Here is a 17,780-nt window from a genome sequence, read left to right as displayed (position 1 = left end):
CCTTTCGAGCAAGTTCGATCGTTCGGACTTTTGTCTTTTCGAGCCGGTTCGTAGTGAGGACTTCAGTCCTTTCGAGCATTGTCTAACAGTGTTAAGGGAACTGAACGGGTAACTGAATCTGTTCAAGCCGTTATCAAGAAATTGGGTTGAAAACCCCGTCCTTCTAGGACGGCTTTTTTTCTATCTTAAACTAAGCAACCTCTTTTCATGAATAAATGCAACAATAACATATCAATATTAGTCTGAATTTTGTTAGACTAAGAGTATCGTGATGAGGTCGAAGTCATGCTAGTTTTTGAATTCAAAGCTTACGGAAAGCAACAGCAATTTGATGGTGTGAACGAAGCGATTAGGACGGTACAGTTCATTCGCAACAAAGCTTTACGCTTTTGGATGGATAACGAAAAAGTCAATAAATTTGACCTCAATAAGTATAGCGCTATTTTAGCAAAAGAGTTTCCGTTTTGTGACGAACTGAACAGTATGGCTCGACAATCAAGCGCGGAAAGGGCGTGGTCAGCAATTTCCCGATTCTACGACAACTGCAAAAAGAAGATTCCTGGGAAAAAGGGATTTCCGCAGTTCCAGAAAAACAACCGTTCCGTTGAATACAAGACATCGGGATGGAAATTGGCGCCTGATCGGAAATCAATTACTTTCACGGACAAAAAAGAAATTGGTAAACTGAAGTTAAAAGGGACACGCGATCTACATTTCTACCAGCCTACTCAAATCAAACGAGTACGGTTAGTAAAGCGTGCAGACGGGTATTACGTCCAATTCTGTATTCAGGTTGACCGCTCCGAAGCGATTGAAACAACTGGAAAAGCCACTGGATTAGATGTCGGACTCAAAGAATTTTACACCGACTCTAATGGTATCGCAGTTGAGAATCCACGATTCCTCCGCAAGGCAGAACGTAGATTGAATAAAGCCCAAAGACGAGTTTCAAAGCGCGTCAAAGGTTCTAAGAATAGAGGAAAAGCTAGAGTGATTCTAGGGAGACATTACCTCAGAATAAGTAGGCAACGCAAAGACCATGCTGTGAAATTAGCACGGTACGTAATCCAATCTAACGATTGTGTAGCTTACGAAAATTTGAGGATTAAAAATATGGTGAAGAATCACTGTTTAGCGAAATCAATTAATGATGCTTCTTGGTATCAATTCCGAGTTTGGATGGAATATTTTGGCAAAGTATTCGGAAGAATTATGATTGCCGTTCCACCACAGGGGACGACTCAAGAATGCTCTAGTTGTGGAACTGTTGTCAAAAAAAGTCTGTCAACACGAACTCACGCCTGTAAATGTGGATGTGTTTTAGACCGCGATCATAATGCAGCAAAAAACATCCTAAGTCGAGGATTAAGTACGGTAGGGCATACCGGAACTTGGGGTGAAACCCATAACGCTTGTGGAGAAATGACCTCTACTAATTCTGGAGAAATCCTGGCTTGGCAAGTCAATTCGTTGAATCAAGAATCCCCTCGGCTTTAGCCAGGGGAGTGTCAAAATGCAAAAAGAATCTGAGTATCAAGTACAAAAGTGCGCTGGCTGCGTATTCCTCAAGCACTGCCGCGCCGTTAATCCTTCTGATGGTTGCACTCATGGGCTTTGTCATCAATATCCCGTTTGCAATTCCCTTAGACTTCTCCAATGATTCTTGTATAACGGGCATCCAGCTTGTTCAAAAACTTGCTTTGCGGTGAGGTGTATTAGAAGCGTAGCATCGCGGAATATTAGGAGTCCATTGAAATCGGTAAAATATGTTAAATTTTCGGCAATTTTCATCTGTTCGTTACCAAATACTGGGAATCATCACAGCCTTGGCGCTGACATTAATTTTGCTGGCCGGGCCCGTTCAAGCCGCTCGGACGGCGACATCTATTGTGGTAGATGGTCGCCCGCTTTTTAGCGTCAGCGATGCTGACTCATTAACAGCCGTCGAACGTGCCGATTTGCTCAATTTGCGACTCAAACAAATTGAGCAATCTCAAGAAACAGTTGAAGTCACAACAGAAGTTCGCAATCAATACCCCACCATTCTGGTTAATGGCAAATACTTGCTGACAGTGACTCAATCGGATCTGCAAGAAACTCGCACGCTTACCGAACAAGCTAATCTTTGGGCTGAACAACTCCGTCAAGCTTTGCAGCAAGCTCAAGAAGAAAAAAGCGCCGAATTTATCAAAAATATGCTGCTGCTGACAATGGCGATTGTAGTGCTGGCGATCGCCCTTCACAAAGGATTGGGATGGCTGTGGCGATCGGTAAAACAAGCAATTATCCAGCGATTTGTAGAGCCATCAACAGCAGAAGCTGCGGTTGCTGACTCCCCCAAATCTTTGAACTTATTATTGATCTTGACTTTGCTTGCAGCTAGGACTGCGCTTTGGATTGCCACCGTCCTTTACATTACCAATTTGTTTCCAATAAGTCGGAGTTGGAGTTACACTCTGACCAGCGGTTTAATAACCAGTTTCATTTCTCGATCGCTCTCTGTAGGGCGCAACAATTACTCCGTCACTGATCTGTTGTTTTTAGCTGCTCTCATCCTAGGATGGGTCGCCCTGAGCGGTACTATTTCAAATTTCTTTAAACTGCGAATTTTGCAAGTCACCCGCATCAGTCGAGGGAGTCAAGAAGCTGTTGCTGTGATTTCCAAATACTTGCTGATTGTTCTGGGAACGATCGTTTTGGTGCAAGTATGGGGAATCGATTTGAGTTCTCTAACAATAATCTTTAGTGCGTTGGGAGTTGGTATCGGTTTTGGGTTGCAGGACATCGCTAAAAACTTTGGTAGCGGTCTGATTTTGCTGTTTGAACGTCCGATTCGGGTAGGCGATTTTGTGAGTGTAGGTAAAATTGAAGGCACTGTTGTCCGAATTGGCGCTCGCAGTACAGTGCTTCGCAACCTCGATCAAGTTTCCATTATTTTGCCAAATTCCCGTTTCTTAGAGGATGAGGTAACTAACTGGAACTACGAGAATGCTGTTTCGCGGATCAGAATTCCGGTTAATGTTGCCTACGGCTGTGATATCAGTGAAGTTAAGGCAGCGCTGCTCAAAGCTCCGAAGGGGCATTCTGATGTATTGAATACTCCAGAACCGATTGTTTGTTTCTTGGGTTTTGGTGAGAGTTCCTTTAATTTTGAACTCCGGGTGTGGATTGCTGAACCAATGGTACAGTATCGCGTCAAAAGTGATTTATTGTTCCGTATTGAAGAACTGTTTCGAGAGCGTGAAATCGAAATTCCGTTTCCTCAACGAGATCTGCACCTCCGCTCTGGGAGCATCCCTTTGACTTTATCACCGCAACTAGAGGCAACCTTACGAAACACTTTACTCAAGTCGGAAAATAACTCAGTTGCCCCTAAATAACTTAAACTAAATTATTCCTTCTTGCTTCTTTTTTCTTCCTAATGACTAATGACTAATGACTAGATTCGCGAGATTTTAAGCTCGCACTAATAGCAACTGTCAACTGTCAACTGTCAACTATTTATTATAATACAGTTAGTTTGACCATGACAACAACAATTAATGCGCTATTTATGTTCGCACAACTGCCTTTAAATAATGGCGATCGCTTTTTGCAAGTTATCCTGATTTTTCTAGCCGGAGGGATTGGGGGATTAGCTGGAATGATAGCGATCCCAACCTTGAGATTAATATTAGCTTGGTTTGCCCCAAGCTTATTGACAAAAACTTATATTGGTGTATTGCTTGCATCTAGAAACCTAATTTTAATATTATTAACTCTGTCGGCGATGGAAGTCATGTTAGTTGTAATCCCTCACACTCAATGGCTAAAATTGATGGAGTTTTGTTTTAGTGCCGGCATCACTTTCTCTGCCGGTTGGCTAGTGTCAAGTTTATTTCGAGAAGTTTTTAATAGCACAATTTTAGGCGCAACCTTTGACTCCAACCCTAAAGTAAGAGGCGAGTCTATCTTTTTAATTCGCTATCTGGGAGATTTTGCGATCGCTGTAATAATAATTTTAGTCTTTTGCATTAGCCATAATATCAATGTTGGAGGCATACTTGCTAGCTTGGGGATTGGAGGTGTTGCTATTGCCTTTGCTGCTCAGAAAACTTTAGAACAATTTTTAGGAGGAATTGTATTAACTCTCGATCGCCCTTTTCAAGTTGGAGACTATATTGGTTTATCCGACGGGCCTATGGGCAAACAAGGCACTTTTGGACGAGTAGAAAGTATTGGTTTAAGGTCAACAAAAATTCGTACCTCTGGTAAAGGTACTCTCACAGTTATTCCTAATAATTACCTGACAGAAGTTACCATAGAGAACTATACAAGCGCCAAGAAAGTCATGTCGATTATGATGCTAGAGTTTCCCGAACAGGTATCTGCTCAGGAGCAAGCACTAATCCGCCAAACCGTGATGGAGAGCACGATGGACATTTTTGGTTTAGACTGGCGCAGCACGGAGGTTTCTTTCAGTAACAACCAAGCCCAAATTTCTTTTTTCATTTTGGGTTCTAATGAATTATCTATGGACTTGAGGCGGCAATTGCTGGATCTAACTACCCAACAAATCACCAAACAACTCCAAAAACATCATATTTCTTTTACCATTAACCAACCAACGATTTATGTGGATGCTCCAATTCCTATTTAAGCGACCAATGAAGCTAATCTTCTTATTTGTAATGGCTTTGTTTTTGGCGACTTTTCCGATGAGTTTTTCTCTAAGTGCTGACGGCCCTCATTCTCCTGTAGTAGTTGATGGCATTCCGCTATTTTATTTGCAACCTGTCGATCGGTTTTCAGCATTAGATCGTACCGAATTTGCCAATAATTTACTGGCTGATGCGATCTCTAATGATAAAGTCATAAATTTCGATGTGCGTAACGATCCTAATACAAGCGCTACCTCAATTTCTTTAAACAAGAATTACCTGTTGACAGTTACAGCCAACGATGTTTTACCAAACTTTTCTTTGTCTCAACAAGCTAAGGAATGGGAAAATATTCTAGAAAAGGCGGTCGCTAAGGCTAAAAAAGAACGAACTTCACAATACATTTTACAGCGAAGTTTATGGATTTTAATTGGCATAGGAATTATTATAATATTGCGCTTTTTGTTGGTAATTGTCGCCAAAATAGCTAAGTGGGAAACTGGTATTTTTACAAAGGTTTTTTTTGGTTTGGCCTGGTTAGCGATCGTCCTAGTGAGTTCGGAATGGTTCCCGGTATTGCGAAGTATTCGTTATCAGATTGTTTCCCCATTTTCTCAGCCCCAGTGGCTGATATTTTTAGGAGCATTAGGAGGGTCTTTTGTATTTAGTCAATACGCTCCAGCCTTACTGAGATTTGCCATCAAAAAGCTAGATATCCAATCAGCAGAAAATATTTATCTGGAAATTGTTCAACCGAGCGATCGCCTTGTGCAATTTTCAGTCCTCTGTATTTGTATCAGTTGGTCTCTGAACTTACTGGAAACATTAGTACCAGTTGTGTATGGGCTGCTCAAACCGATTGCTAATTTATTTGTAGTTGGCTGTTTGTATTGGTTATCCACAAAACTTACTAGCCGCTACCTGCGTACCTATGGATTGAAGTTTGGGGGGAAATTTAATCCCAGTAGCGATGATGCAATTTTAGTATTTGAGACTGTGTTTAATGTCTTTATCTTTATTGTAGCACTGGTGGCATTTGCCCGCAGCGTAAACTTTGACTTGATTGGTTTGGTTGCTAGTTTGGGGTTAGTTGGTTTAGCCGTCGCCTTTGCTGCCCAAAAAATTCTTGAACAACTCATTGCTACTTTAGTATTGTATTTAGATCGCCCTTTTGTTACTGGTGACTATATCCGTCTACCCGCTGGAGATTTGGGGAAAGTAGAAAGTATTGGCTTGCGATCGACAAAAATTCGTTCCCTCGGTACGGGTACAATTATTGTGATGCCCAACTCTATCTTAGTCAGTGTAGAAATTGAAAACGTTACTCTTGCCAAAAAAATTATGGTGTTACTGTATATGGACTTTGCAAGTGCTTTAGGAGAACGAGAATATGCCCTAGTGCAGCAAGCTATCATGGAAAAAATTGCTTTTTTATCAGGAATCGATCCTAACAGCACAAATATTGCTCTCGCCGATGGATCGGGAAAAAGATTAAGGGTGAGTTTGGCAATTTTAGGCTCTCAGGATAATGCGATCGAGGTGCGTAAACGCCTACTAGAGTTAGCAAGTGCTGAAATTGCTAAATCTCTTGCAGTCCACGGTATTGTGTTTACGATGGAAAATCCTACGGTTTATGTGCAGTCCCCTGCTACTATTTGAAGACAACGCTGCCCTTACGGAAAAACTGCTTTAAAATTTCTCCGGGATTTCTGTCCCAAGTGTCGATATGTTGGTAAATTAAGCCGTCCTCATCCATTTTGTAGGTAGAGTAGCCGTTAAAGAAAATCTGAGCTTTCCAGGGTACGCGCAGTGTCCCGTGCACAGTCCAATTTGCCACAATAGTATCAGGGGCTGTCTGGCTTACGTCGTGGAGGTCGAAGTAAATCTCGTTAAAAAATAGCTGGCCGTGAAATCGCAAAGTCCAAAAGATAATGCGGTAGTTGATTTTTCCTTTAAATTTGTTGACTGGATCTTGAAAATAGATGGCTTTTGTGTAGATGTCGTAGGAGATGTCTTTCTCAAACAGCGTCGGGAGATCCGCTTTCAGGGTGTCTACTACTTGTTCTACCTGCATTTGATATTCGATCGCGCTCAAGCTACCACCTTGTGACAGTATTAATTTATAAGTTTAAATGAATAATCTCGATCGATCGCTGGAGTATCGCAGATTTGAGATTTCATCCAGTTCTGATTTTAACTCTAGCGGTATTGTCCGAGCCCACCTTTCTGCTGACCCGGACTTGGGACATCGAAACCTTGGCACAGATTTGAATGAACACCCCCACTCCTCTGACATTCTCGCAGAAATCAACAGCGGCAAGCTGTTGATGGTAGATAGCCGTCGCCGGAACGGTCTAATTTTGATTAAACGCTTTCACGCAGAGTTTGCCGGGCCGGGGGCTGCGGTTGGCGGTGCTTTTGATGTTGATTCTGTGCGGGCGATTCCGGTGGGGGATTTTTGTTTGGTTTGTCCTCAATCTCCCGAAGAAAAACAGAAAGCTTTTGAAATTCGGCGGCATTGGGTGCGGTTAACGGAACAGTTAACGGCAAAGCCTGTAGCTTTGGAACGGGCACAAATGATTTTAACTCAGTTTGAACAATATTTTGATGGGGAAACAGTGGCACAAATTCCCGATGAAGCTTTGGCACTTTTAGTAGGCGTATTTCCCCAAACTATTCGCGCGGCCAGACAAGGAAATGATGAGTTATAAATTGGTGTACATACCTGATGCGGCGCGCTGCTACAAGCTCCACTCGGCATTTTGCAAAACGACTCGATAGCCATCTGGGTCTTCAAAAGTCACTCCATTTTTGTCCCAGTAGGGGTTGTATGAGTTTACAGGCTCAAATCCAATTGCTTTCATTCGCTCAACAGCCTGCTGCCATTCTTGTTGGTTAGGAAGGTAAAAGACAATAATATTGTCTTGAGTTGGAGCGCCACCTACAATATGTCCCCGTTGATGGATGAATTCAAGGTGGTGGCTTTCTCCTGGCATCCCAACCATTACTCCGTCAAAACCTTCATGGTTTTCAAAACTATCGAGGATTTGCAGCCCTAAACCCTCTGTGTAGAAATGAACAACTTGATCAAGGCAATCAGTTGGACGAGCAACCCGTAAAACCTTTCCTTTAAGCATATATATCTTCTCCAAAGTTATTTTTGTGTTAAGCAAAAACTGGATACCGAATATTATGAGTTGTCAAAAATTTCTGCAATGCGATCGCAAGTTCGCTGATTTTCATCGGGACTCCCTACCGTAATTCGCAAACCTCCGCCTGTGTGCCGAATCAAAGTACCTCTAGCTTTTAGCTGCTGCATGATTTGTTGGTGTGCCTTTTCTGCCGATTCGCCCTCAACCGATTTAACCCGCAGATAAACGAAGTTCGCCGCACTTGGCCAAACTTGCAATTTTTGATACTGAGTTAGGGCTGCAATTAATTTGGCTCTTTCTGCAATGATTTCGGGAATTACTGCTAGCAATAACTGCCGCTGCGCTAGGGCAAACTCGGCCGCGGTTTGCGAGAAAGTGGGAAGGTTGTAGGGGAGGCGGATTTTTTCTAAGGTGGCTGTGAGTTCGGGATGGGCGATCGCATATCCGACTCTCATTGATGCTAGTCGAAATGCTTTGGAAAATGTTCGCAAAATTATCCAATTCGAGTGTTGGTGCAATCTGTCTGCTAAAGTATTTTGACTGAATTCAAAATAGGCTTCGTCAATTACTACTAAAATATCTTCGGGCAAACTTGACAACCATTCTATTTCATTGGTTGTTAAAGCATTGGCGGTGGGGGAATTGGGATGGACGACAAAGACGACGCGCACGGGGGGATTTTGATTTTGGTCGTTAGCGCAGCCCTCGGAGAGGATCGCTCTTTTTGCCGCCTCAATATCAATTTCAAAATTATCCTCTTGTCGGGCAACACTGACAACGGGAATGCCGAGGGTTTGGGCGATAATTCCATACATCGAAAAGGTGGGATTGGCGACTAAAATTGAGCCTTGGCCACCCAGACAGGTTGCAATTAAGAGCGATCGAATTAGTTCGTCGGAACCGTTGCCGACAGAAATATTGTCGGCTGTAATGGCGGTTTTTGGCTGTGTAACGCCCTCTGGGCAGATATTTTGAGATGATTCGTTGACGTATTGGGCGATCGCCTGTTTGAGTGCTGCGTGGCCTCCGTCGGGATAGCGATTTGTTTCAATTAACTGCTGGTAAGTCCAAGCTAGCTTTTGTTTTAATTCTTCTGGTAAGTCGTAGGGGCATTCGTTGGTGTCTAGGCGATCGATTACACTTTCGGAGTGCGCCGATTCTGTTGATGCGCCGCCCGGATGGGGAGTGTAGGCGGTAAGTTCGGCTAAGTCTTGGCGGATAAAAGGCAGCATAGTATGATTTCGGGTCTGAGATTGTAGATTGTCTAATTACGATTTAGTTTGACACTATTAGGGTTATTAGTCATTAGTCTCTAATATCTAGTTGGTAAACTCTTCATTCTCACAAATAAATATAGCCTTTTTCAGAAAGATGAGGTACGCGAACGGCATAGGGCATAGGGCATAGGGCATAGGGCATACCTCACTTTTTCGAGAACCGCTATAAATAACTGATGACTAATGACTAATGACTAATGACTAATGACTAATGACTAATGACTAATGACTAATGACTAATGACTAATGACCAATGACCAATGACCAATGACTAATGACTATGTTAATCGCGCCACAAAGCGATGCCGCCCAACAAACCGCTCACATTCGGCACTATGTTAACCAGTGATGGTAACTGTACAACAATCTTTTTTGTATTGCCACCGCCGATATAAAGGCGATCGTAATTAAAGAGATTTTGCAAAGACACGAGGGCTTTTTCCAGACGGCGATTCCATCTTTTCGCGCCGATTGCATCTAATGCCGATCGCCCTAATTGCTGTTCGTAAGTTTCCCCTTTGCGAAACGGGTGATGTCCTAATTCTAGATTTGGCACCAAAATACCATCGACAAATAAGGAAGAACCGAAACCGGTGCCGAGGGTAATTACTAATTCTACCCCCGTCCCAGCGATCGATCCCAATCCTTGAATATCGGCATCATTCGCCACTCGCACAGGTTTTCCCAAGCGATCTTTGAGGGTAGTTGCTAGGTCAAAATCTATCCAAGACGGATCTAAATTTACTGCGGTTTTGATGACACCGTGACGCACAACGCCGGGAAAACCCAGGGATACTCGGTCAAATTCGCCTTGTGCGCTGGCTAAAGAGGCGATCGCCTCTAGTACCGGTTCCGGTTTCGGCGGTTGAGGCGTTTCTAAACGGCTGCGTTCCGTCAGAGGTTCACCTTCAGCGTCCAAAACCATAACTTTGATGCCGCTTCCGCCAATGTCAACGGCTAAGGTGCGAGTCGATGAATCTTGTTCAGTCATTTGATTGTTGAGACTTGCAAGTTGGTCAAATTTTAATTTTTGAATTGGCAAAACTTTTGCATCGCTTCCCAAATTTCCCCTAGGACATTTCCCAAAGAATGATCGTCTTCTAATTCGATTAATTGCACCCAGGGACGGTCAGCGGCAAAACTTCTGCTAGCTTGAATCGGTATGATTGTATCATGCTTGCCGTGAAGAATTAACGTAGGGACTGACCGCATTAATTTTTCTTCAGGGTATTGAGCCATATCTGCCACAAACTGATAATTTAGCGGCAGATAGCGCTGTTCGCCATAATGATAAACTGGTAAATACTCGTCGGACTGCCACTTTTCTAACTTTTGCTGTCCCAACAGCGGCAGCCAGTGAGAGAGAAATTGAAAAGCCGGCGCTAACAAAACTATTCGTTTTACCGATAATTGTCGCTGGGCCAACCAAGCCGCTGTCAAGCCGCCAAAACTTGACCCAATGATTGTAACTCCCCCTGGATTATTTACATTTTCTGCCGGAGATGGGGAGGATTGGGTTTGCCAAAATTCTGTTTCTATTTGGTTTAATTGGCGGGTGAGGGTGAGGCTGGAAAAATCGTTTTGATTGAGATCGGGAGTTTTGAGATCGATTCCTAGGGAAGAAAAGTGCGATCGGAAATATTTAGCCTTAGCTGAATCTGGACTTGAAGCAAATCCGTGTAAATAAATGTAAGTTGAATCGTTTTGTAGATTCATCCAGAAAATTTTATGAAATTTACCAACTAATTATTTTAACTTAAATTAGTAAGGTACGCAATTCTTTTGTAGGGTGTGCACCGCGCACCGGTCGCTATAGCTAGCGCGTCAAACCACTTTTCGCCTAAGTCCTATTGATCTCTAGCTGCTTACAGCCAATCCTCCTGTGTGCAGTGCCCACCCTACAATTAACTTAATTAGTAAGGTGTCCAGTGCGTACAGGAGGATTATTAAGGTGTGCAATGCACACCCTAGGATTAACTCAAAATTACTTGTATTTTACTGCGGTTTTTGGCTGTTTTGCCTCCGGGTTTTAGCAGCTTCCCTGCGCTGCTGCATCATTTGAGATAGTTGGCTGCGCTGTTCGGGGGTGAGCACTTCTCGCATTCCTAGCATACTTTCAAATTGCGCTTCTTCTAACTGCTGTCTCAATCCCATGATTTGACGGTTTTTATCGCGCATTTGGCTGGCATTTGATGTCGCACTAGACATCATTGTTTCCAATTCTTGTCTGGCTTGGCGGACGGCTTGCATTCGCTGGGAAACTTGGTCTTTGTAGCGATCGCGCACAGCCTGCATTTTCTGCTTTTGGTCAGCGCTTAAATTGAGTTGCTCGAACAGCCCGCCTTTCTTGCCAGCGGGTCGATTGGGAGGCTGGTTTTGGGCAATTGTTTCTGCTTTGGCGGGGGCAGAAACGGCTGTCGCAGCGGCTGTAGTGCCGAGGGTTAACATTAAAACTGCTAGGGCAGAAATTCGGCGAATAGACATGAAAATTACCTCTTTGAGATTAGTTATTTGTTGGCTGTTCGCTGTCAGGGGTGACAGCGTAATTAAACAAGTCAGTTGGCGAGCGTTCCAGCAAGTTGTCCGCTGAAGGCTCCTTCAATACAGCCTCCCAGTTATTGACCAGAAATGCTTCTAGGTGTGCCGCCTCATCCTTCTGATGTTGTGCGGTAACTAAGACGCGATAACCCGATCCAAAAACTAGCAGACTTGCAGCGATCGCAGTAGGAAAAGCCCATTTGGGAAAACGGAGGATTTTTGACTTTTTAGTAGTCTCGCTCGCTCGCGCTTCTCCTAGATGATTTAACTCTACCGTCGCCTCATTCCTGTCTATTGCTGCTAAAAGTTTTAGCTCAAAATCTGGGGCAGATTCCGGAACATCTGGGCGATATTGCTTTAAAAAATTAACTAATTTTTCGTCACTATTTCCGTCCTTCATAGTTCGTGAACTCCCTGTTTTTGCAAAAATTGCCGCATAGCATTTCTGGCATAAAACACGCGAGATTTGACAGTCCCTGATGGCAGTCCCAAAATTTGGGATACTTCTTTTTGCGGGATATCTTCTAGGTCGTGCAACACCAAAACGCTGCGGTGTTCAAAGCTCAGTTGCTCCAGTCCCTGCTGCACTAAATCTTGATAGTGTAACTGCATCAAGTCGGAGCGGTGATTGTTGACAATAACTCGATCCATTGTTTCTTGATTTTTGAGCTTGGAGTCAAAAGAATGCTGTTTAGCAAATGCTTGTCTTTGGTCGGAAGCCACATTCCATGTAATTCGATAAAGCCAAGTAGCAAAATTTTCCTGTTGCTTGAGTTTGGGTAATCCTTTCCAAACCCGCAGGAATACTTCTTGTGCTAAATCGTCTAGCAGTGACGGGCCACAAAGTTGGTAAAGGGTTGACCTGACTTTGTGTTGGTAGCGTTGGTAAAGGTATCGAAAGGAAGTACGATCGCCCTTTAAGCATTTATCAACTAAGTCGGAGTCGGAACAATCATCGGTTAAAACATTGGCTGGCACACCTAACACCTGTGAAGTCTCCCCCACCTGTTCGTTATCTGAAGGCTTTAGACAGGACGATCTCGAAAAAGGTTCAAATTATTTAAAATTCTTTTTTAATGAGGTGGCAGGTAGATCAGACAGGTAGATCGGACGTACGGTTGAAACCGCGCCTATACAGACAAAACCCGGATGGTGCGCGGGTTGAAGATCGTCTTCAGTCCGCGGAGGCGGACATTGTTTGTGTAGACGCGGTTTCAACCGCCGTCTTTTCTTTACCGCAGAGTCACAAACTCTTCAGCAGTCGATGGGTGAATGCCAATAGTCACGTCGAAATCTTTCTTCGTCGCTCCCATATTAACAGCGATCGCCATTCCTTGAATAATCTCGCCCGCGTCTTTCCCCACCATGTGTACGCCCAAAACTCTGTCAGTATTAGTTTCAACAACTAACTTGACAAAAATCTTTTCATCTGCACCTGTCAAAGAGTGAAACATCGGTCGAAACTTGGCTGTGTAGCACTTAATAGAGTCGCCAAATTTAGCTTTCGCTTGCTCTTCGGTTAAACCGACTGTAGCAGCTTCCGGCTGGGAAAATACGGCTGATGCGACATTTTCATAACTAATTGCTCTCGGATTGTTGCCAAATTCCGTATCGGCAAAAGCGCGTCCTTCGGCGATCGCAATTGGCGTTAAATTAATCCGGTTGGTGCAATCTCCGACGGCAAAAATGTGCGGTTGACTGGTGCGGCTGTCTTTCGTAACTACGATCGCACCTTTTTCGGTTTCAACTCCCGCATTTTCCAAACCCAATTTTTCCAAGTTGGGCCAGCGTCCAGTAGCGCACAAAAGCGCATCAACTGTCAAGGTTTCTTCGGATTCTCCCGACAAAGTTAATTTTAAGCCTTCCGGGGTTTTTTCAATTTGGGCGATCGAGTTTCCCGTCACAAAATTGATCCCGTGCTTAACCATTCCTTCCTGCACGTTGGCGCGAAGTTCTCCATCAAAGTCGTTCAAAATTAAATCGCGCCGGATGATTTGAGTTACTTGACTTCCCAAACCGTTCATAATGCAGGCAAATTCAACGCCGATGTAACCTCCTCCCAAAATTGCCAACCGTTTCGGCTGCTCTTTTATCAAGAAGATTTCGCGGGAAGTAATGGCGTGTTCGATGCCAGGAATGTCGATTCTGTGAGCTTCGCCACCGACTGCAATTAAGATTTTAGCAGCGGTGTATTTTTTATCACCAACTTCGACGGTGTGGGCGTCGATAAATTTGGCGTATCCTGAGATTAATTCCACTCCGGCTTTTTCAAGGAAGCTGATGTGCAGTTTACTCAGCCGCCGCACTTCTGTGTCTACGCTGGTGACGAGTTTTTCCCAATCGAAACTGCTTTCTACTGGACTCCAACCGTAGCCGATCGCATCTTCGTAAAGGTGCGAAAATGTAGAGGCGTAAACCATCAGTTTTTTGGGGACACAGCCGCGAATTACGCAGGTGCCGCCTACCAAGTCATTTTCGGCGATCGCCACTTTCGCCCCGTAGGATGCCGCCCGCTTGGAACTAGCCAATCCGCCGGAGCCCGCACCTATCACAAACAAGTCGTAGTCGTATGTCATAATTCTCGTTAGTTTCCTATCTCAATTTTACCAATTTTACGCTTTACTTTTCTTAATGATATCTCAAAAATTTTTTGTTTTTTTTGGGGGGTCAACTACTTTACTTCTTCCGCTTGACATGGTATTATTAAATAATAGAAATCTGTCTGTTAATTTTTAAATTGCTCACACTTCCATTATTTGAGTATAGCACAAGCAAGGCGCAAAAAACATATAAAAATGTAACTATTTTTGGGCGGCGGCCGAACAGAAAATAACTAAATTGCTAAAAGAAAGTAAGTTCGGTTGACAGGGGGCGAAACCCAACACAACATTTGAATACAAGTATGACCGATCAGAGGATGACCCGCGCAGGCACACAGCAATTAAAATAACGATCGAGCAATACCCCGCCCAAAAATATTAGAAACACTTCGCGATCGATTTGTCAACGCTCCAGATGAAAAAGTCCGCAAATTTGCCGAGGAACAATTGGCATAACTAGACAAGCTGTGATATAAACAAAAAAAGGAGAAACAAGTTATGACTGTAGCCACTAAGCTCCCCCAAGCTTATGCAGAAATAGTTGAGTTTTTTGCTGCTGGCGCTACTCCCGAAAGCATTCTCAACTTTCAACTATCCGAAGAAGCAAAAGAGCATATCGCCGACCTAATTTACGCACACAATAACGAAGGTTTAACCACCGATGAAAAAACCGAATTAGACAACTATCTAATCCTAGAACATCTGATAACTCTTATCAAAGCAGTCGCTCACAAACACGTCGTCACAGAGTAAGTTTTTTATGCCTCGTCCTTACATTAATGCCGAACTTAGGCGTTTAGTTGCTCTCCGTGCCGATCGCATTTGCGAATACTGCCTAATTGCAGAGACAAACAGAGCATCAGGCTGTCAAGTCGATCATATCATCAGCGTCAAACATGGTGGAGAAACAACAGCCGATAACCTCGCCTATGCTTGTATTTTCTGCAACCTCCAGAAAGGAACAGATTTAGGATCAATTGTTTGGCGCACTGGAGAATTGGTGCGTTTTTTCAACCCGCGCAGAGATTTTTGGGAGAACATTTTCGCTTAGATGAAGCTGCAATTCAACCAAAAACAGATATTGGAGAAGTGACAGCACGAATCCTAGAATTTAATCATAATGAGCGGATTAGAGAGCGACAGATGTTCATAGAATTTGGTGCATATCCGTCACCAGCCGCGCAACAACGGATGACCCAGTAAATCAAGAAACATCACCCAATAATAGTATAATTAAGATCGGATAGTTCTCGGAGACACCCACTATGCAAGTCACGACCGAACAAATTATTTATCCATCCAGCGACGGTCAACCAATGGCAGATAGCACAACTCAATTTGATTTAATGGTCAAAATTCAACAGGGTTGCGAGTCGCTGTTTAAAAAAGATCCAAACGTATTTGTAGCAGCAGATTTACTGTGGTATCCGGTTGAGGGAAGAAATGACATCTTTCAAGCACCGGATACAATGGTAATCTTTGGCAGACCCAAAGGTGACAGACTTTCCTATCTACAATTTCGCGAAGATGATATTGCTCCTCAATTCGTGTTTGAGATTCGCTCTTACAAAGACAGTCAAACAAAAATGGACGATAAATTTTTATTTTACAATCGCTATGGAGTTGACGAATATTACGTTTACGAGCTAGATGAAGATGAAAAAAAAATGAGCGGTTGGCAAAGAAAAGAAGTAAACTTAGAAGTAATCGAGCAGATGCGGGGATGGGTAAGTCCGAGATTGGGAATCCGATTTGAGTTGGGCGAAGATGGGTTAGAAATTTATGAACCTAATGGACAAAAGTTTATTTCCTATTTAGAATTGGTGGAACAGATAGAATTAAACCGTCAGCGCAGAAAACAAGCAGCTCAAATATCCGAACAAGCATCTCAAAAAGCCGAACAAGAACGTCAGCGAGCCGAACGTTTAGCAGCAAAAATGCGGGAATTGAACATCGATCCAGATCGCATTTAAGCCATAAATTATTTAATTTAGGACTTATTCATTAATACCAAAGAAACCGGGTTTTTTATCGTTTTTGCGGGCTATAACGAATTGTTTTCGTGAAAAATCCCGGTTTCTGACCCGCCCGTGCGTAAGTCCTATAAGCGTCCAAACGATCGCCCTTCCACCCGCCAAAACCTCTCAGAAGTGTTAACTTAGTAGTACGTTGTGTCGATCGCACATAAAAACAAATGCCTGAACTACAAACCCAGACCCACCAAGACCTCCAGCAGCAAGACACCTCAAAACCCGTCATCGTCGGCCTGCAAGACGTAACAAAAGTTTACGGCATTGGCGACCTAGAAGTGCGCGCCCTAAATGGTGTAAGTTTGACGGTAACGCAAGGAGAATATTGCTCAATTATGGGCGCATCGGGTTCTGGCAAATCTACAGCCATGAATATTATCGGCTGTCTCGATCGCCCTACGAGCGGCAGTTACTACCTAGACGGCGTAGATGTCGCCCAAATGCCCGAAGCAGAATTAGCCGGAATTCGCAATTTAAAATTAGGTTTTGTCTTCCAACAATTTCACCTGCTAGCTCAATTAACAGCCTTAGAAAATGTCATGTTACCGATGGTTTATGCAGGCATTCCCGCAGCCGAAAGACGCGAACGGGGCGTAGACGCTTTAACGAAAGTAGGCCTGCAAAGTCGGCTGCAAAATAAACCGAATCAACTATCAGGAGGACAGCAGCAGCGCGTAGCCATCGCCCGCGCGATTGTCAACCGTCCGGTATTGTTGCTTGCAGATGAACCGACTGGTGCATTGGATACTAAAACCACTCAAGAAGTAATGGATATTTTTACAGAATTTAATGAAAGCGGCATGACTGTGGTGATGGTGACTCACGAACCGGAAGTGGCGCGTCAAACTCGCCGCGTGGTCTGGTTCCGCGACGGTGAAGTTATTCATAATAATCTCGATCCGGCAGAGCTTTCTCACGCAGTATTTTAAAATTTTGTAATTAGTTATTAGTTATTAGTTATTGGTTATTGGTTATTTGTTACCTGTTACAAATAACCAATAACCAATAACTAATTAAAAGCACTCGGAAAAGCAGCCCAAACTCGATCGACAAAATCTCTAAGTTGCCGAGACGCGATCGCGCTATCCTTCTTATCAGAATCCAGAGACTGCAACTGAGTCAACAGCGAAATCACCTCAGTATCCAGCGCCGCCCGAAACAAACTCAACGGCCAAAGCAAATCAGCACCATCTCGCAAATCCGATAAAGTGTATTCTTCCGGCCACTTTTGCGAGAAATCCTTCCCCGATACCAATCCAACCAACATTAGAGGGCGCACCCAACAAATTTGACGTGCTTCAACCACTTCAATCACCTCTGAATGCAGGCACGCATTTCCACATTCTAAACTGACAATTTGACCGGGTTTAAAGTTCAAAGCACAATCCATTAATGCTGACCCTTAATACAGACAATAACAAGCAAAATAAGTGCCACAACTCTCTACAGCACCAAAAAACATTATATCACCAAAAAACGAGAGGGAAGCCCCTGGCTTTAGACATGAGGAGGAACTCGGTAGCGGTTTCAACCGCCTTCAATT

Annotated in this window: 19 protein-coding genes; 9 read left to right on the top strand and 10 right to left on the bottom strand. The window is 43.6% G+C overall.

What is annotated here, in order from left to right; genetic code table 11:
* The first annotated feature begins 285 nt into the window (after positions 1-285).
* The 4 genes from QUB52_RS09305 (at position 286) to QUB52_RS09290 (ending at position 6,299) form a co-directional block, all read left to right on the top strand.
* A complete protein-coding gene (locus tag QUB52_RS09305; protein WP_332973674.1) occupies positions 286-1,497 on the top strand; it encodes an RNA-guided endonuclease InsQ/TnpB family protein in 1,212 nt (403 codons plus the stop codon).
* A gap of 269 nt (positions 1,498-1,766) precedes the next feature.
* Positions 1,767-3,380 (top strand): mechanosensitive ion channel family protein, encoded by a 1,614-nt coding sequence (locus tag QUB52_RS09300; protein WP_332969667.1) that lies wholly within the window; start codon positions 1,767-1,769, stop codon positions 3,378-3,380.
* Positions 3,381-3,526: 146 nt separating this feature from the next.
* The gene (locus tag QUB52_RS09295; RefSeq protein ID WP_265237713.1) at positions 3,527-4,639 is read left to right on the top strand and encodes a mechanosensitive ion channel family protein; all 1,113 of its coding nucleotides are present in this window, start codon (positions 3,527-3,529) and stop codon (positions 4,637-4,639) included.
* 7 nt (positions 4,640-4,646) lie between these two features.
* Positions 4,647-6,299, top strand: a complete 1,653-nt coding sequence (locus QUB52_RS09290; protein ID WP_265237712.1) for a mechanosensitive ion channel family protein — start codon at positions 4,647-4,649, stop codon at positions 6,297-6,299.
* On the opposite strand, the gene QUB52_RS09285 is transcribed toward QUB52_RS09290, so the two are convergent.
* The gene (locus QUB52_RS09285) at positions 6,292-6,714 is read right to left on the bottom strand and encodes a DUF2358 domain-containing protein (RefSeq protein WP_265237749.1); all 423 of its coding nucleotides are present in this window, start codon (positions 6,712-6,714) and stop codon (positions 6,292-6,294) included. The two genes, QUB52_RS09290 and QUB52_RS09285, sit on opposite strands and share 8 nt — an antisense overlap.
* A 58-nt stretch (positions 6,715-6,772) precedes the next feature.
* On the opposite strand from QUB52_RS09285, the gene QUB52_RS09280 reads away from it, so the two are divergent.
* The gene (locus QUB52_RS09280) at positions 6,773-7,351 is read left to right on the top strand and encodes a hypothetical protein (RefSeq protein ID WP_265237710.1); all 579 of its coding nucleotides are present in this window, start codon (positions 6,773-6,775) and stop codon (positions 7,349-7,351) included.
* A gap of 30 nt (positions 7,352-7,381) precedes the next feature.
* Here QUB52_RS09280 and QUB52_RS09275 read toward each other — a convergent pair whose 3' ends face one another.
* The 8 genes from QUB52_RS09275 to gor all read right to left on the bottom strand — a co-directional run bounded on the left by QUB52_RS09275 (position 7,382) and on the right by gor (position 14,183).
* Entirely contained in the window at positions 7,382-7,777 is a 396-nt protein-coding gene (locus QUB52_RS09275; RefSeq protein WP_265237708.1) for a VOC family protein, read from the bottom strand.
* Positions 7,778-7,830: 53 nt separating this feature from the next.
* Positions 7,831-9,024 carry a histidinol-phosphate transaminase gene (locus QUB52_RS09270; protein ID WP_265237706.1) on the bottom strand — a complete coding sequence of 398 codons (1,194 nt, stop codon included), beginning with the start codon at positions 9,022-9,024 and terminating at the stop codon, positions 7,831-7,833.
* A 328-nt stretch (positions 9,025-9,352) separates the two neighbouring features.
* Positions 9,353-10,060, bottom strand: coding sequence for an ROK family protein (locus tag QUB52_RS09265; RefSeq protein ID WP_265237704.1), 708 nt, complete (start codon positions 10,058-10,060; stop codon positions 9,353-9,355).
* 32 nt (positions 10,061-10,092) lie between these two features.
* Positions 10,093-10,785 (bottom strand): YqiA/YcfP family alpha/beta fold hydrolase, encoded by a 693-nt coding sequence (locus tag QUB52_RS09260; RefSeq protein ID WP_265237702.1) that lies wholly within the window; start codon positions 10,783-10,785, stop codon positions 10,093-10,095.
* 279 nt (positions 10,786-11,064) lie between these two features.
* Positions 11,065-11,553 (bottom strand): Spy/CpxP family protein refolding chaperone, encoded by a 489-nt coding sequence (locus tag QUB52_RS09255; RefSeq protein ID WP_265237700.1) that lies wholly within the window; start codon positions 11,551-11,553, stop codon positions 11,065-11,067.
* 19 nt (positions 11,554-11,572) lie between these two features.
* Positions 11,573-12,007: a hypothetical protein gene (locus QUB52_RS09250; RefSeq protein WP_332973673.1), complete on the bottom strand. Its 435-nt coding sequence runs from the start codon at positions 12,005-12,007 to the stop codon at positions 11,573-11,575.
* On the bottom strand, positions 12,004-12,594 hold the full coding sequence (locus tag QUB52_RS09245; RefSeq protein ID WP_265237696.1) for a sigma-70 family RNA polymerase sigma factor: 591 nt from the start codon (positions 12,592-12,594) through the stop codon (positions 12,004-12,006). The genes QUB52_RS09250 and QUB52_RS09245 overlap by 4 nt, the downstream gene beginning before the upstream one ends.
* Before the next feature lie 245 nt (positions 12,595-12,839).
* Positions 12,840-14,183, bottom strand: coding sequence for a glutathione-disulfide reductase (gene gor / locus QUB52_RS09240; protein WP_332973672.1), 1,344 nt, complete (start codon positions 14,181-14,183; stop codon positions 12,840-12,842).
* Between the two features lie 522 nt (positions 14,184-14,705).
* Between gor and QUB52_RS09235 the strand changes: the two genes are divergently transcribed.
* The 4 genes from QUB52_RS09235 to QUB52_RS09220 all read left to right on the top strand — a co-directional run bounded on the left by QUB52_RS09235 (position 14,706) and on the right by QUB52_RS09220 (position 17,166).
* Positions 14,706-14,960, top strand: a complete 255-nt coding sequence (locus QUB52_RS09235; protein WP_332973671.1) for a hypothetical protein — start codon at positions 14,706-14,708, stop codon at positions 14,958-14,960.
* A gap of 7 nt (positions 14,961-14,967) precedes the next feature.
* The gene (locus QUB52_RS09230) at positions 14,968-15,258 is read left to right on the top strand and encodes an HNH endonuclease (protein ID WP_332973670.1); all 291 of its coding nucleotides are present in this window, start codon (positions 14,968-14,970) and stop codon (positions 15,256-15,258) included.
* 214 nt (positions 15,259-15,472) lie between these two features.
* Entirely contained in the window at positions 15,473-16,180 is a 708-nt protein-coding gene (locus QUB52_RS09225) for a Uma2 family endonuclease (RefSeq protein WP_332973668.1), read from the top strand.
* 221 nt (positions 16,181-16,401) lie between these two features.
* A complete protein-coding gene (locus QUB52_RS09220) occupies positions 16,402-17,166 on the top strand; it encodes an ABC transporter ATP-binding protein (RefSeq protein WP_321161633.1) in 765 nt (254 codons plus the stop codon).
* An 80-nt stretch (positions 17,167-17,246) separates the two neighbouring features.
* Here QUB52_RS09220 and QUB52_RS09215 read toward each other — a convergent pair whose 3' ends face one another.
* Positions 17,247-17,615: a hypothetical protein gene (locus tag QUB52_RS09215; RefSeq protein WP_332976160.1), complete on the bottom strand. Its 369-nt coding sequence runs from the start codon at positions 17,613-17,615 to the stop codon at positions 17,247-17,249.
* Positions 17,616-17,780: the final 165 nt, after the last annotated feature.

Source organism: Microcoleus sp. A6-C6 (assembly GCF_036705955.1).
GTDB lineage: Bacteria > Cyanobacteriota > Cyanobacteriia > Cyanobacteriales > Microcoleaceae > Microcoleus.
The sequence above is the reverse complement of the archived record's forward strand: the minus strand, read 5'-3'. Positions and strand labels throughout refer to the sequence as shown.

Excerpts from the sequence above, each read along its gene's own strand:
- QUB52_RS09305 (WP_332973674.1), top strand. The coding sequence starts at position 286 with ATGCTAGTTTTTGAATTCAAAGCTTACGGAAAGCAACAGCAATTTGAT.
- QUB52_RS09300 (WP_332969667.1), top strand. The coding sequence starts at position 1,767 with ATGTTAAATTTTCGGCAATTTTCATCTGTTCGTTACCAAATACTGGGA.
- QUB52_RS09295 (WP_265237713.1), top strand. The coding sequence starts at position 3,527 with ATGACAACAACAATTAATGCGCTATTTATGTTCGCACAACTGCCTTTA.
- QUB52_RS09290 (WP_265237712.1), top strand. The coding sequence starts at position 4,647 with ATGAAGCTAATCTTCTTATTTGTAATGGCTTTGTTTTTGGCGACTTTT.
- QUB52_RS09285 (WP_265237749.1), bottom strand. The coding sequence starts at position 6,714 with ATGCAGGTAGAACAAGTAGTAGACACCCTGAAAGCGGATCTCCCGACG.
- QUB52_RS09280 (WP_265237710.1), top strand. The coding sequence starts at position 6,773 with ATGAATAATCTCGATCGATCGCTGGAGTATCGCAGATTTGAGATTTCA.
- QUB52_RS09275 (WP_265237708.1), bottom strand. The coding sequence starts at position 7,777 with ATGCTTAAAGGAAAGGTTTTACGGGTTGCTCGTCCAACTGATTGCCTT.
- QUB52_RS09270 (WP_265237706.1), bottom strand. The coding sequence starts at position 9,024 with ATGCTGCCTTTTATCCGCCAAGACTTAGCCGAACTTACCGCCTACACT.
- QUB52_RS09265 (WP_265237704.1), bottom strand. The coding sequence starts at position 10,060 with ATGACTGAACAAGATTCATCGACTCGCACCTTAGCCGTTGACATTGGC.
- QUB52_RS09260 (WP_265237702.1), bottom strand. The coding sequence starts at position 10,785 with ATGAATCTACAAAACGATTCAACTTACATTTATTTACACGGATTTGCT.
- QUB52_RS09255 (WP_265237700.1), bottom strand. The coding sequence starts at position 11,553 with ATGTCTATTCGCCGAATTTCTGCCCTAGCAGTTTTAATGTTAACCCTC.
- QUB52_RS09250 (WP_332973673.1), bottom strand. The coding sequence starts at position 12,007 with ATGAAGGACGGAAATAGTGACGAAAAATTAGTTAATTTTTTAAAGCAA.
- gor (WP_332973672.1), bottom strand. The coding sequence starts at position 14,183 with ATGACATACGACTACGACTTGTTTGTGATAGGTGCGGGCTCCGGCGGA.
- QUB52_RS09235 (WP_332973671.1), top strand. The coding sequence starts at position 14,706 with ATGACTGTAGCCACTAAGCTCCCCCAAGCTTATGCAGAAATAGTTGAG.
- QUB52_RS09230 (WP_332973670.1), top strand. The coding sequence starts at position 14,968 with ATGCCTCGTCCTTACATTAATGCCGAACTTAGGCGTTTAGTTGCTCTC.
- QUB52_RS09225 (WP_332973668.1), top strand. The coding sequence starts at position 15,473 with ATGCAAGTCACGACCGAACAAATTATTTATCCATCCAGCGACGGTCAA.
- QUB52_RS09220 (WP_321161633.1), top strand. The coding sequence starts at position 16,402 with ATGCCTGAACTACAAACCCAGACCCACCAAGACCTCCAGCAGCAAGAC.